Here is a 13,763-nt window from a genome sequence, read left to right as displayed (position 1 = left end):
CGACCGGTCAGCCCGGGTAGTCCACGACGTACTGCGGGGTGCCCTGGGTGGTCGGGTCCGACCGGCCACCCACGTCGTTGACCACGTTCTCGATCACGCCGATCCCGTCCAGGTGGACGGTCATGACGTGGTGCAGCTGCACGCCGGGACGGACCGGCACCTCGAACCCGGTCTCGGTGGTGATGCCGGGCTCGGCGTTGCGCTGGTAGCCGTAGACGCCACCGCCGTCCAGCCGGTGCTCCCGGACGTGGTCCCCGACCTTGTACGCGGCCCAGCCGAGCGTGCCGTCCGGCTCCTGCCAGTCGGCCTGCGACGGCGGGTCGTAGGGGATCTCGTTCTGGTAGAGCACCACGCGACCGCGCTCGCCGTTCCAGATGGTGTTGTGCTGCTGGAAGTGCTCGACGAACAGGCCGGTGGCGGTGACGTCGTCGCCGTTGACGACCACGCCGTTGCGCCCGGTGTTGGTCCGCCAGCGGTCGGTGTCGCCGTTGACGCCGGCGGTGAAGCCCTCGACGCCGTGGTCGGCCCGCCACACCCAGGTGTGGTCGATGAGCACGTGGTCGCTGTTGACCTCCAGGGCGGTGCCGGCCTTGCCGATGTGCGGTCCGCCGACCCGGAAGTAGACGTCGGACAGCGTCGTGGGGTTCGCCGGGTCGGACGTGGCGCGGCCCTTGCCGTCACCCACCTGGAGCAGCACCGGGGACAGCTGGGTCCCGGCGTCGATGGTGAGCCCGGCGACGACCACGCCGGGCACGTCCTCGACCTGCAGCGGGGTGACCCCGCGGGTGGCCGTGAGGGTCGCCTGCCCGATGCCCAGGACGACGGTGCCCGCCCGCTTGACCTTCAGGCTGTGCGCCACGTCGTAGACGCCGGGGGTGAACAGCAGGTGCCCGCCCCGGGCGAGCTGGGAGTTGATCCGGCCGAACCCGGTGTCCGGGGTGACCACGAGGAAGTCGCTCAGCGGGATGGTGCGCCCCGCCGTCATCCCCTCGTCCCAGCTGACCCCGCGGGTGTCGCGCTGCGCGTCGGGCACCCGGACGGCGTACCGGCCACGCTCGTCGACGAACAGGAACGGCTTCTCCCGGCTGAGCGGGGTGGTCTCCAGCGTGGTGTACGGCGGGTCGGGGAAGGTGGCGTCGGACGGCGCGCCCTCGACCCCGGAGAAGACCTGGTTCCAGACGCCGTTGGACCAGCTGCCGATCACGCTGTTGCGGGTGATCCACTGCTGCTGCGAGCCGTTGATGACGGTCCCGGCGGTCGAGTCGGCGATGAACCCGCCGCTGGCGTACTGCGGACCGGCGGTGCAGTAGTCCATCAGCGACAGGTCGCCGCCCTGCACCTGCACCCGGCGCAGGGACACCGCCTGGGAGACGGCCCAGAAGTTGGCCGTCGCACGGCAGCCGTCCTGCCCGGTGCCGTTGACCTGGATGGTCAGGTTCGAGACGGTGCGCCAGAAGTTGTTCAGCGCGATGCAGTTGTCCGGGGCGAGACAGCGGTTGTACGTCTCGACCTTGCCGTTGATCACCACGTCGGACGGCGAGGCGCCCAGCCCGCTGATCTCGGTGTTGTAGCCGACCTTGATCTGCAGCGGGTCGCTGTCGGTGCCGTAGGTGCCGGGCTTGAAGAGATAGGCGTACCGCTCGGTGCCCATCTCGTTGTCGACCTGCTGGGCGTGGGTGGCGTCGAGGGTGGCCTGGATCTGGTCCACCGGGGTGCTCGGGTCGAAGACGGTGACGTTCGGGCCGAGGTCGACGGCACCCCCGCCCGGCCCGTTCCCGGGCGGCGCGGCGCTCGCGGTCGCCGGGGCGGCGGCGAGCGCCAGGGTCAGGGCCAGGAGGCCGCCGAGGCGACGTCGTCGCCGGCGGGGTGGGGCCGGTGGGCGGGCAGGGACGCTGCGAGATGCCATGCGGAGTCCTCGTCGTTGAGTGGTGACACGTGTCACGTGACTCGGTCACCGCGAGGGTCGAGGAGCCGCACAGCCCTGTCAAGGGTCGCTCGGCGCGCCGGTCCGCCCGGCGCGCCGGGTGAGGGAGGGGCCGCCCGGCCCCTCCCCCACCTCCGGGGTCAGCGGGGGTGGCCGCCCCGGACCATCGGCTCCTCGCCGTCGTCCCCTCCGGTCCGCGCGCCGCCCTCGGGAGCCGGGGTCCCGCGGGGTGCGTCGGCCGGGCGACCACCCTCGACCATCGGCTCCGCACCCTCGTCGCTCCCGTTCGTCGCACCACGATCGGCAGCCGGGGTGGCGCGGGGTGCGGCCACGGGCTCCTCGACCAGCACCTCGGCGCGCTCGTCGTCCGCGGGCGGCTGCTCGGCAGCAGTCACCGGCTGGGCCGGGGCCATCGGCTGCGAGGCCGTCACCGGGGGCGAGGTGGGCACCTCACGCGGCTGCCCGGACTGCTGCTCCCCGGACTCCGAGCTGCTCTTCGACCCGGCCACGGCCGCACCGGCGGCGGCCACCCCGGCGACCGCCGCTGCGCCGGCGACCACCGCCTTCGCCGAGAGGCCGGCCTTGCCGCTGTCCCCGCGCGAGGACGCCGCGTCCTCGACGCCGGGCGTACCGGCGCCCATCCCCGGGCGGACCGACCCGCGCCACGCACCGCTCGCGTAGCCCTCGTCCTCGATCAGGGACTTGAACTTCTCCAGGTCCGACCTCACCTGCCGGCCCACGAGGCCGAGCTTGTCGCCGGCCTGCTCCACGAGGCCCTCGGGCTCGTACTCCAGGGTCAGGTGGACGATCGTGGCGGCGGGACCGGCGGGCTCGAACCGGACGGCGCCGGCGTTCGTCGCGCCGTCCGTGGCGGCCCAGGCGATCTTCTGGTCCGGGATCTGCTCCAGGATCGCGGCGTCCCACTCCCGCTTCACCCCGGCGATCTCGGCCACCCAGTGCAGCCGCTGGTCACCGTGCTGGGAGACCTCCGTGACCCCGCCCATGAAGTGGGGGAAGTCCTCGAACTGGGTCCACTGGTCGTAGGCGGTCCGTACCGGGACGTCGACCTGGATCGACTCTTCGACCTTCGTGCTCATCGCCGTTCCTCCTCGTGGTGGGACGTGTCCTGGCTCACTCCCTACCCCGTCGTGCGGTCGATGCACGCACCGTCGACCAGGACCCCACGTGCACCCGCCCGGTCGGCGAGGATGTCGGCGACGTCCCGATCCTGGAGGAACACCGTGACCCCACCGCAGCAGGACTTCCCCGACGACTGGCACCAGCCGCTCCGGCACGTACGAGCCGGTGAGCTGTCCGCGGAGACGGCGCAGACCTCGGGCATGACCCGGCACGCGGCGATCTCGGCCGGCACGGTCGGCGCGCAGCGGCTCTGGATGGGCGAGACGCGGGTCCCCCCGCACACCGGCTCCGGCGACCACCACCACGGCGACTCCGAGACCGCGATCCACGTGCTGCGCGGCCACCCGGTGTTCGTCTTCGCCGCCCACGGTGAGGAGGTGCGGCTGGAGACCGGCCCGGGCGACTACGTCTTCGTGCCGCCGTACACACCGCACCGCGAGGAGAACCTCAGCGGCGAGGAGGCGGTGGTGCTCATCGCCCGCAGCAGCCAGGAGGCGATCGTGGTCAACCTGCCCTCGCTGCTGCCGCAGGGGGACGGCGCCGACGACTGATCTCCGGTGCGGGCGTCGCCACCCGCGGCTAGCGTCCGCGGGGTGAGTGAGCCCGCGCGTCCCCCGTCCCCTCTCGACCAGCTGGCCGACCGCTTCGTCGACGCCCACGCCGCCGACCAGCCCACCGTGGCGACCTACATCGGCGTGCCCGGGCACGACGACCGCTGGCCCGACCTCACCCCCGACGGGCACGCGGCGAGCGCCGACCTGCTCCGCCGCACCGTCGCCGAGGTCGAGCGGGTCGAGCCGGTCGACCGGCGGGACGACGTCGCCCGCAGCGCGATGCTCGAGCGGCTGGGCGCCGAGCTGGCGCTGCACGACGCCGGCTGGACGCAGGCGGCGCTCAACAGCATGGAGAGCCCGCTGCAGGACTTCCGCACCACCTTCGACCTCATGCCCACCGACACCGAGGAGGACTGGGCGGTCGTCGCCCGGCGGGTCGCCGGGATCCCCGAGGCGCTCGGTGGCTACGTGGCCGGGCTGACCGACGCCGCGGGCCGGGGCCGGGTCTCCGCCGTCCGGCAGGTGCGGCTGGCCGCCGGCATCGCCCGCCGCTGGGCAGGTGCCGGCGGGCAGCCCGGCTTCTACGCGGGGCTCACCGGCCCGGCGCCGGTGGGCCAGGCGTTGCGCGCCGACCTGGACCGGGCGGTGGAGGGGGTGCAGACGGCGCTGCTCGACTTCGCCGACACGGTCGAGCGCGAGCTGCTCCCCCGCGCGCCGCAGGCCGACGGCGTCGGCCGCGAGCGGTACGCGCTGGAGTCCCGGCTGTTCACCGGCATGGACCTCGACCTGGAGGAGACCTACGCCTGGGGCTGGGCCGAGCTGGCCCGGGTCGTCGCCGAGAAGCAGGCGGTCGCCGAGCAGATCGCCCCCGGGCAGGGCGTCGCGGGCGCGGTGGCCGCGCTGGACGCCGACCCGGCCCGGCAGGTCCGCGGGCGCGACGCGCTGCAGGCCTGGCTGCAGGACACCGCCGACCGGGCCATGAGAGCGCTGGACGGCGTGCACTTCGACATCCCCGGCCCGGTGAAGCGGGTCGAGGGCCGGCTCACCCCGACCTCCGGCGAGGGCGTCTACTACACCGGCCCGACCGAGGACTTCAGCCGCCCCGGCCGGATGTGGTGGTCGCTGCCCGACGGCGTCACCGACATGACCACCTGGCGGGAGACGACGACCGTCTTCCACGAGGGCGTCCCCGGCCACCACCTGCAGATCGGGCAGACCGTCTACAACGCCGCCCTGCTCAACCGCTGGCAGCGGCTGCTCTGCTGGTGCTCCGGGCACGGCGAGGGCTGGGCGCTGTACTCCGAGCGGCTGATGGGCGAGCTGGGCTTCCTGGACGACCCCGGCGACCGGCTGGGCATGCTGGACGCGCAGGAGCTCCGGGCCGCCCGGGTCGTCCTGGACATCGGCGTCCACCTGGACCTGCCCATCCCGCCCGGCCGGGCCACCGGCGACCGCTGGACCTACGACGTCGCGCTCGCCTTCCTCCGCGAGCACGTGGACATGGAGGACGCGATGCGGGTCGACGAGCTGCACCGCTACCTGGGCTGGCCGGGCCAGGCGCCGTCCTACAAGGTCGGCGAGCGGGTGTTCCTGACCTGCCGGGCGCAGGCCGAGCAGCGCGCCGGCGCGGAGTTCGACCTCAAGGCCTGGCACCGCTCCGTGCTGGACCTGGGCCCGCTGGGCCTGGGTCCGCTCGCCGCCGAGCTCGCCCGCTTCTGACCCGCGCACCGAGTGACAGCTGAGCGGGGCGTCCGGCGGCCAGGAGCCCCGCTCAGCTGTCACTCGACGACGTCCTCGCGCCGATGGACGGTCACGGGTCGGTTCGTCCAGATCTGGCCGTGGGGGCCGATCTCGATCTGGACGAACCGATCGGTCTCCCTGGGCAGAACCTGACCCTGGACACGGCGTGTCGGGCCGATCTCCACATGCTCGTGAGGTCGACGGGGCGGGTGTGACTCGTGGGTCCCGGCGTCATCTGCCGGACATTTGACGCCTCGGGAACCACCCCCGTGTAATTCCCCTCGACGTCACCGACGGTGACGAAACGGCAACCGCACCGGCGGTGGGCCGGACCGAGACGCAGGGGGACGCATCGTGATGGCCGACGTGACGTGGATGAGCGACTACCGGACTGCTGCTGCCGAGGCGGCGCCGGTCACCTACGGACAGGACGTGCTCGGCCTGGCCGACGTCTTCGACGCCGACTTCCCGGGCACCGAGGACCAGAGCTGGCAGGAGCGCGCCCTCTGCGCCGAGACCGACCCCGAGGCCTTCTTCCCGGAGAAGGGCGGCTCGACCCGCGAGGCGAAGAAGATCTGCACCGGCTGCGAGGTCCGCGCCGAGTGCCTCGAGTACGCCCTGACCATGGACGAGCGCTTCGGCATCTGGGGCGGGCTCTCCGAGCGCGAGCGTCGCCGCCTCCGCCGCCGCGCCAGCTGACGGCGGAGCTCGTCCCCCTGCCCCTCTGAGGCTCGGGAGGGGGCCGATGATCGGGGCGGCGAACCGTGGGTAGGGGTGCTCCGTGCGAGCCATCACCTACACCCAGCCCGGCGGCCCCGACGTCCTGCAGCTCGTCGACCGCCCCACCCCCGACCCCGGTCCCGGTGAGGTGCGGGTGCGCCTGGCCTTCTCCGGCGTGAACCCGACCGACTGGAAGACCCGCAGCACCGCAGAGCCCGGCCCCGGCGGTCAGGTGCCCAACCAGGACGGCGCCGGCACGATCGACGCGGTCGGCGAGGGCGTCGCCCCCGTGCTCGTCGGCGAGCGCGTGTGGGTCTGGGAGGCCGCGTGGCAGCGACCGCACGGCACGGCAGCGGAGTACACCGTCGTCCCGGCGCGGCAGACCGTGCTCCTGGGTGCCGACCCGTCCTTCGAGCTGGGTGCCGCCCTCGGCATCCCGTTCCTCACCGCGCACCGCTGTCTCACCGTCGCGGAGTCGCTCCCCGACCGGCTCGCCCCCGGCTCGCTGAACGGCCGCACCGTGCTGGTCCAGGGCGGTGCCGGCGCGGTCGGCAACGCGGCGATCCAGCTGGCCCGCTGGGCCGAGGCCACCGTCATCGCCACGGTCAGCTCCCCGGCGAAGGCGCAGCTGGCCGCCAAGGCCGGCGCCGACCACGTCGTCGACTACACGCAGCAGGACGTCGTCGCCGAGGTGCGCAAGATCGCGCCGAAGGGCGTCGACTCGATCGTCGAGGTCTCGGCCGCGCAGAACGCGGCCACCGACGCGCAGGTGATCGCGATGCACGGGGCGGTCGCCATGTACGCCGACGACGGCGGCGCCGAGGTGACCATCCCGGTGCGCGCCCAGATGGTGCCCAACGCCCGCTGGCAGTTCGTGCTCGTCTACACCGAGCCCGCCCGGGCCAAGGACATCGCCGTCGAGGACGTCAACGCCGCGGTGCTGGACGGCGCCGTCCGGGTCGGCGCCGACGCCGGCCTCCCGCTGCACGTCCACCCGCTGGCCGAGACCGCGGCCGCCCACCAGGCGGTGCAGGACGGCGCGGTCGGCAAGGTGCTCATCGACGTCACCAGCTGACCTCCGGCCGGGCGCAGGAACCCCGCCGTCAGCCGCCCGGCCGGCGCCGGCGGGGGCGCTGCTGGGCCTGGCGGGCGTCGAGCAGTGAGCGCGCGCAGGTGGCGAGGACCAGGTGCTCGTGCGAGGTCGGGTCGTCCACCGGGCGGCCCAGCAGCGTCTCGATGCGGGTCAGTCGCTGGTACAGCGACTGCCGTTGCACGTGCATCGCCTCCGCGGTCCGGGTCTTGCTGCCGCCGTGCCGCAGGTGGACAGCGAGGGTCTGCGCCAGGTCGCTGCCGTGCGCGGCGTCCCAGGCCAGCAACGGGGCGAGTGCGTCGTCGACCAGCAGGGTGAGCGCCCGGTCGTCGAGCCGGCCCAGCAGCCGCACCAGGGCCAGGTCCCGGGTGACCGCCGTGCCGCGGCCGAGCAGCGCGGCGACCGGCAGGGCGTCGTGCGCCTCCCGCAGCGACCGGCCCGCGTCGGCGACCGGGACGACCGGCCCGACCGTGGTGACGGCGCCGTCGGAGGGCACGGTGGCCGCCAGCCAGCCGGCCGGGTCGGACTGCGCCAGCGCCCCGGGCACCGCGATCAGCCCGACCGCCTCGCCACGGACCCGGTCGGCGAGGAGCTCCAGGTCGTGGGTCCGCGCCACGTGGGCCCAGGCGGACAGCACCTGCCGGGGGTCGGCGGCGGACGCGGCGATGCCGAGCACCCGCGCGTCCGGGGAGGGGTGGAACCGGGCCAGGCCCGCGCGGACCAGCAGCTCCCGCACACCCGGCACCGCGTCGGCCAGCAGGTCGGCCAGCAGCGGGGCGGCGAGGTCCCCGGGCGACCCGGTGCCCGACTGCCCGACCGCCACCGCGGCCACGCTGGCCAGCCGGGCGGCGAGCACGCGCAGCCCGGGCAGGTCGACCCCCGGCCCGGCGCCCAGCACGACCGCTCCCCAGTCGACGTCCCAGATCCGGACCGGGGAGCTGGCCGCCGGCCGGCGGAGCAGCCGCTCGGTCGCCCGCTGGTCGCGGAGCCCCGCTGCGGCGACCACCTGCCCGGAGCGGGTGACCAGCGCGGCCGGCCCCCCGGTGGCGAGCGCGGCACGCGAGACCACCGCGGGCGTCCCGCCACCGGCGGCCAGCTCCGCGTGCACCTCGTGGACCACCCGGTCGGCCAGCCGCAGCCGGGGTGCGTCGGCGTGCAGGATCGCCCCGTTGGCCTCCTCGGAGATGCGGATGAACGGGACGACCTGGCGCAGCACGTAGAGCGGCAGGCCGAGCCGGCTCGCCTCGTCGAGGATCTCGCCAGGCAGGTCGGGCAACGACCGGCCCAGCTCCATCGCGACTGCGGCGACCCGCTGGGCGGCCAGCTCGCGCACCCAGTGCCGGCGGGCACCGGCGTCGGCCCCGGCGAGCCCGAGGCCGGTGGTCAGCAGCAGGTCACCGGCGGAGAGCAGCGGACCGATCTCGTAGATCTCGCTGGAGTGCACCCAGCGGACGGCACGCCCGAGCTGGTCGGGGGCGACGGCGACCTCCGGCTTCGCCTGCTGGACCGAGGGCAGCAGCAGGAACTCGGCCAGGGTCAGGGCCATGCACGCCGCCCTCCCGACAGAGTGTCATCGATCGGGGCGATGATGCCTGACGCGGTGACCATTGCCCACCCGGCCGGCCTCGGCGAACCTCGGTGCGAGCTCGCCCGCCGAGGCGCCCGCACTCCGAGGAGACCCGCATGACCGAGCACCCCGCCCCGCAGGACCCAGCGCAGGACCGGGCCTGGCTGGAGGTGGCACTGCAGGAGGCCCGGGCCGGGCTGGCCACCGGCGGGGTGCCCATCGGCGCGGCGCTGATCGGCCCGGACGGCACGGTCTGGGGCCGCGGCCACAACCGGCGGGTGCAGGACGGCGACCCGTCGGTGCACGCCGAGACGGCGGCGTTCCGGGCGGCCGGCCGCCGGCCCTCCTACCGCGGCACCACGATGGTGACCACGCTGTCGCCCTGCTGGTACTGCAGCGGGCTGGTGCGCCAGTTCGACATCACCCGGCTCGTCGTCGGCGAGGCCCGCACCTTCTCCGGCGGGCACGACTGGCTCGCCGAGCACGGCGTGGAGGTCGTCGTCCTCGACGACCCGCGGTGCGTCGAGCTGATGACCGACTTCATCGCCGCTCAGCCCGCGTTGTGGAACGAGGACATCGGCGAGGACGGCGAGCAGCCGGCCGCCGGTCCGCAGACCGCTGGGGAGACGGTCCGTTGAGCACCAGCGCCGGCAGCCGGGCGGACTCCCCCGCCGTCGTCGACCCGGACTACCCGATCGACCCGGTGCCCGCCACTGCCCGGCGGTCGCTCTTCTCGCTGTCGATCGTGCTGCTCGGCTTCACCTTCTTCACCCCGACGATGCTGGCCGGTGCGCAGATCGGGGCCGCCTTCCCGGCGAGCAGCCTGATCTGGGTGCTGCTGCTGGGGAGCGCCGTCCTCGGCGTCTACGTCGGGACGATCGGCGGCATCGGCGCCCGCACCGGGCTGACCACGGTGATGATGTGCCGCTACACGCTGGGCACGCGGGGGGCGAAGCTCGCCTCGCTGCTGCTCGGCGGCACCCAGGTCGGCTGGTACGGCGTCACCGTCGCCACCCTCGCCCAGCTGACCGCCAGCGCGCTGGGCTGGGAGGGACGCGGGCCGGAGGTGGCGCTGATGGTGGTCGGCGGCGCCGTCATGGGGGCGACGGCGTACTTCGGCTACAAGGGGATGTACGCCCTGTCGCTGGTCTCGGTCCCGCTGCTGCTCGCGCTGGCCGGGTGGGTGACCTGGCGGTCGCTGGAGGAGGTGGGCGGCTGGAGCGGGCTGGGCGCGATCGTGCCCAGCGAGACCATGACCGTCGCCGTCGCGGTGACGATCGTGGTCGGCACCTTCGCCTCCGGCGGCACCCAGGCACCCAACTGGACCCGGTTCGCCCGCACGCCGTCGGCCGGCTTCTGGGCCTGCCTGGTCGCCTTCCTGATCGGCGAGCTGCTGATGCTCGGCTTCGGCGCGGTCGGCGCCGTCGCCTTCGGCGAGGGTGACTTCGTGCTGGTGCTGTACCAGCTGGGCCTGGTCGGCTGGGGGCTGGTGTTCCTGGTGGCCAACCTCTGGACCACCAACGACAACACCGCCTACAACTTCGGCGTCGCCGGCGCCGAGATCGCCGACTCCCGGTCCAAGAAGCCCTTCGTGGTCGGCGGTGTCGTCCTGGGCACGCTGCTCGCGGTCACCGGCATCTACGACAACCTCATCGACTACCTGGTGTGGCTGGGCATCCTCATCCCGCCGCTCGGCGGCGTGGTGATCGGGGACTTCCTCGCCCGGTGGCGGGGTGGGATGACCGGGGACACCGCGCTGCTGCCCGGCATCGAGTGGCGCAACGTCGCGGTCTACCTGGTCGCCTCGCTCGCCGCCTGGGCGAGCAACGAGGCGGGCTGGGGCATCCCGCCGGTGATCGGCGTGCTGGTGGCCGTGCTCGGGGTGCTGCTCGTGCAGCGCGGTCGGCGCCCGGCCACCGTCGGCTGAGCCTGGGACGACAGCGGGCGACCCGGGACCGGGCCGGCCGGGAGGTCACCGCCCGCGGACGGTGGAGGTGACGCTCACCGGCTCGGCGGCCCGGGTGCCCATCGACTGTTGCGCCACCAGCTCGTGGGTGCCGGGGCGCAGCGTGCCGAGGTCGGCCCGCCACACGCCGTCCTGGCCGACGGTCATCCGTCGCCGGCCTCGCTGGTGAGGTGGTGCTCCAGCGTGGCGAGGACCTCGTTGCACCGCCGGACGGCGTCGAGGTCGTCGACGACGCCGGCCAGCTCCTGCGACCACGATGCGCGCAGGGACCGGAGGTTGGCCCTGGCCAGGTCGGTGGGGACCACGGTGACCCCGCGGCCCGAGCCCGATGTGCGGGAGACCATGCCCTTGCCCTCCAGGGTCTGCAGCGCGGCGCTGACGTTGGTGCGCTGCAGCCGCGCTCGCCGGGCGATCTCGCTGGGTGCGGATCCGGGGTGCAGGTCGACCACCCGCATCACCGTCCGCTCGGTCTCGGTGAGCGCCACCACCTCGGGCCCGGACGGTGTGCGCGCCCGCACCAGCCGGGCGACGTTCAGCAGGAGATCGGCCAGCTCGGCGAGAGGGTCGTCGGCAGGGTCGACACGTGCAGGAGTCACGTCCGGATGGTAACGCTGGAGTTATGGCACCATAGTTATGTGCAGATAACCCGACGTGCCGAGCGGTCACCGGACACGGTGCAGGCGTCGTGGTCGCGTCGCCGGCAGCTGGTCCTGGTGCTCGGCTCGCTCAGCGCCTTCGGTGCCCTGACGATCGACCTGTACCTGCCTGCCATGCCCAGGATGGCCACCCACCTGGATGCCTCCACCGCGTCGGTGCAGGCCACCCTGACCGTGTTCGTCGTCGGGCTGGCCGTCGGGCAGGTGCTGGTCGGGCCGCTGTCCGACGCGTGGGGACGCCGCCGCCCGCTGTTGATCGGCCTGGCGCTGTACGCCGTCGCCTCCCTGGCCTGTGCCCTGGCCCCTGACGTCGGCTGGCTCATCGCCGCCCGGGTGCTGCAGTCCCTGGGCGCGGCAGCCGGGACGGTGCTCGCCCGCGCCATCGCCCGGGACCTGTTCAGCGGCGTGGCCATGACCCGCTTCCTGTCCACCCTCATGCTCGTCAACGGCCTGGCCCCGATCCTGGCGCCGGTGGTCGGTGGCCAGCTGCTGGCCGTCACCACCTGGCGGGCGCTGTTCGTGCTGCTCGCCGGCATCGGTGTCCTGCTGCTGTCCGCGGTGGCCCTCACGCTGCCCGAGACCGTCCCTCCCGAGCGCCGCCAGTCGGCGCACCCGCGAGCCCTGGCGCGCACCTTCGCCCGGCTCGCAGCCGACCGTCGCTTCGTCCGGCTCATCCTGGCCGCCGGCCTGATGTTCGCCGCCGTCTTCACCTACATCTCCGGGTCCTCCTTCGTCCTGCAGGACGGCTACGGGCTCAGCCCGCAGCAGTTCAGCCTGGTCTTCGCCGTCAACGGACTGGGCATCGTCGCCTGCAGCCAGCTCAACGGCTGGCTGGTCGGCCGGGTCGGGACCGAAGCCGGGCTGCTGACCATCGCACTGGCGACGGCGGTGCTGGGCAGTGCCGGGGTGCTGGGGTGCGCGCTCGCCGGCGCACCGCTGCCGCTGCTCCTGGTCTTCCTGTTCCTGGTCGTGGCGATGCTCGGGCCGGTGCTGACCAACGCGACGTCGATGGCGCTGGCCGAGCACGGCACCACCGCGGGAGCGGCTTCCTCGCTGCAGGGCATGACCCAGTTCCTCATCGCGGGCGTCGCCGCGGCCGCGCTGGGCGCGACCGGGGACGACGCCGTGGCGATGGGCGCGGTGATGTGCTGCTGCGCCGTGCCGGCCCTCCTCCTCGCTCTCGTCCGACCGTCCGTGCGCCGGCACTGACGTCGCCGACTCGTGCGACGGGCGGTCCGGTGGCCCGTCAGCTCAGCCCACGCCGAGGGAGCGGGCGATGAGCATGCGCTGGACCTCGCTGGTGCCCTCGCCGATCTCCAGGATCTTGGCGTCGCGGTAGAACCGGCCGACCGGGAACTCGGTCATGAACCCGTAGCCGCCGTGCACCTGGGTGGCGTAGCGCGCGTTCTCCATCGCCATCTCCGAGCTGTACAGCTTGGCGATCGACGCCTCCCGCTTGAACGGCTCCCCGCGCAGCATCTTCTCCGCCGCCCGGTAGTAGGCCAGCCGCGCGGTCGAGGCCCGCACCTCCATGTCGGCGATCATGAACTGCACCGCCTGGTTGCGGCCGATCGGCTGCCCGAACGCCTCCCGCTCCGCGGCGTACTTCACCGACTCGTCGACGCACCCCTGGGCCAGCCCCACGGCCAGCGCGGAGATCGCGATCCGGCCCTCGTCCAGGATCGACAGGAACTGGGCGTACCCCCGGCCCCGCTCCCCCACCAGGTTCTCCGCGGGCACCCGGCAGTCGCTGAAGGACAGCTCGCGGGTGTCCGAGGCGTTCCAGCCGACCTTCGCGTAGCGCTGCCCCACGGCGAACCCCGGGGTGCCCGACGGCACGACGATCGTGGAGATCTCCTTGCTGCCGTCGGCCTTCGTGCCGGTGACCGCGGTGACCGTGACCAGGTCGGTGAGGTCGGTGCCGGAGTTGGTGATGAACGCCTTGGAGCCGTTGATCACCCACTCGCCGTCCTCGAGCCGGGCCGTGGTCCTCGTGGCGCCGGCGTCCGAGCCGCCACCGGGCTCGGTGAGCCCGAAGGCGCCCAGCGCCTCACCGGCGCACAGCCGGGGCAGCCACTGCTTCTTCTGCTCCTCGGTGCCGAACCGGAAGATCGGCATCGCGCCCAGCGACACCCCGGCCTCCAGGGTGATCGCCACCGAGCTGTCGACCCGGGCGAGTTCCTCCAGCGCGACGCAGAGGGTGAAGTAGTCACCACCCGAGCCGCCGTACTCCTCGGGGAACGGCAGGCCGAACAGCCCCAGCTCGCCCATCTGCCGCACGATGTCGGTGGGGAACTCGTCGCGTTCGTAGAACCCGCCGATCTGCGGGGCGATGACCTCCACGGCGAACTCGCGGACCACCTTCCGCAGCGCCTCGGTCTCCTCGTCGAGCCGGTAGTCCAGCAC

At 73.9% G+C, this 13,763-nt stretch carries 13 protein-coding genes; 7 read left to right on the top strand and 6 right to left on the bottom strand.

What is annotated here, in order from left to right; translation table 11 throughout:
* Window positions 1-7: 7 nt before the first annotated feature.
* Window positions 8-1,906, bottom strand: a complete 1,899-nt coding sequence (locus FB380_RS21690) for a glycosyl hydrolase family 28-related protein (RefSeq protein WP_166757438.1) — start codon at window positions 1,904-1,906, stop codon at window positions 8-10.
* 158 nt (window positions 1,907-2,064) lie between these two features.
* Window positions 2,065-3,021, bottom strand: a complete 957-nt coding sequence (locus FB380_RS21685) for an SRPBCC family protein (protein ID WP_166757437.1) — start codon at window positions 3,019-3,021, stop codon at window positions 2,065-2,067.
* Window positions 3,022-3,165: 144 nt separating this feature from the next.
* On the opposite strand from FB380_RS21685, the gene FB380_RS21680 reads away from it, so the two are divergent.
* From FB380_RS21680 to FB380_RS21665, 4 genes are all read left to right on the top strand, one after another.
* A complete protein-coding gene (locus FB380_RS21680; protein ID WP_229682280.1) occupies window positions 3,166-3,615 on the top strand; it encodes a cupin domain-containing protein in 450 nt (149 codons plus the stop codon).
* A gap of 42 nt (window positions 3,616-3,657) precedes the next feature.
* On the top strand, window positions 3,658-5,337 hold the full coding sequence (locus tag FB380_RS21675; protein WP_166757435.1) for a DUF885 domain-containing protein: 1,680 nt from the start codon (window positions 3,658-3,660) through the stop codon (window positions 5,335-5,337).
* A gap of 372 nt (window positions 5,338-5,709) precedes the next feature.
* Window positions 5,710-6,057, top strand: a complete 348-nt coding sequence (locus FB380_RS21670; RefSeq protein ID WP_425563416.1) for a WhiB family transcriptional regulator — start codon at window positions 5,710-5,712, stop codon at window positions 6,055-6,057.
* 82 nt (window positions 6,058-6,139) lie between these two features.
* Window positions 6,140-7,153: an NADPH:quinone reductase gene (locus tag FB380_RS21665; protein WP_166757434.1), complete on the top strand. Its 1,014-nt coding sequence runs from the start codon at window positions 6,140-6,142 to the stop codon at window positions 7,151-7,153.
* 28 nt (window positions 7,154-7,181) lie between these two features.
* Here FB380_RS21665 and FB380_RS21660 read toward each other — a convergent pair whose 3' ends face one another.
* A complete protein-coding gene (locus FB380_RS21660; protein WP_166757433.1) occupies window positions 7,182-8,714 on the bottom strand; it encodes a PucR family transcriptional regulator in 1,533 nt (510 codons plus the stop codon).
* A 137-nt stretch (window positions 8,715-8,851) separates the two neighbouring features.
* Between FB380_RS21660 and FB380_RS21655 the strand changes: the two genes are divergently transcribed.
* Complete coding sequence (locus FB380_RS21655) at window positions 8,852-9,373, top strand: nucleoside deaminase (protein ID WP_166757432.1); 522 nt, start codon at window positions 8,852-8,854, stop codon at window positions 9,371-9,373.
* Window positions 9,370-10,662, top strand: a complete 1,293-nt coding sequence (gene codB / locus FB380_RS21650) for a cytosine permease (RefSeq protein WP_166757431.1) — start codon at window positions 9,370-9,372, stop codon at window positions 10,660-10,662. The genes FB380_RS21655 and codB overlap by 4 nt, the downstream gene beginning before the upstream one ends.
* Before the next feature lie 45 nt (window positions 10,663-10,707).
* On the opposite strand, the gene FB380_RS21645 is transcribed toward codB, so the two are convergent.
* Window positions 10,708-10,848 (bottom strand): hypothetical protein, encoded by a 141-nt coding sequence (locus FB380_RS21645; protein WP_166757430.1) that lies wholly within the window; start codon window positions 10,846-10,848, stop codon window positions 10,708-10,710.
* A complete protein-coding gene (locus tag FB380_RS21640; RefSeq protein ID WP_166757429.1) occupies window positions 10,845-11,297 on the bottom strand; it encodes a MarR family winged helix-turn-helix transcriptional regulator in 453 nt (150 codons plus the stop codon). Before FB380_RS21640 ends, FB380_RS21645 begins: the two co-directional genes overlap by 4 nt.
* Before the next feature lie 39 nt (window positions 11,298-11,336).
* Between FB380_RS21640 and FB380_RS21635 the strand changes: the two genes are divergently transcribed.
* Complete coding sequence (locus FB380_RS21635; protein ID WP_208383945.1) at window positions 11,337-12,566, top strand: multidrug effflux MFS transporter; 1,230 nt, start codon at window positions 11,337-11,339, stop codon at window positions 12,564-12,566.
* A 42-nt stretch (window positions 12,567-12,608) separates the two neighbouring features.
* Here FB380_RS21635 and FB380_RS21630 read toward each other — a convergent pair whose 3' ends face one another.
* Complete coding sequence (locus FB380_RS21630) at window positions 12,609-13,763, bottom strand: acyl-CoA dehydrogenase family protein (protein WP_166757427.1); 1,155 nt, start codon at window positions 13,761-13,763, stop codon at window positions 12,609-12,611.

Origin of the sequence: Modestobacter marinus, from assembly GCF_011758655.1 — a bacterium.
In the GTDB taxonomy this organism is placed as follows: domain Bacteria; phylum Actinomycetota; class Actinomycetes; order Mycobacteriales; family Geodermatophilaceae; genus Modestobacter; species Modestobacter marinus.
Note: the sequence above shows the minus strand (reverse complement) of the source record. Positions and strands in the feature narration are given on the sequence as shown.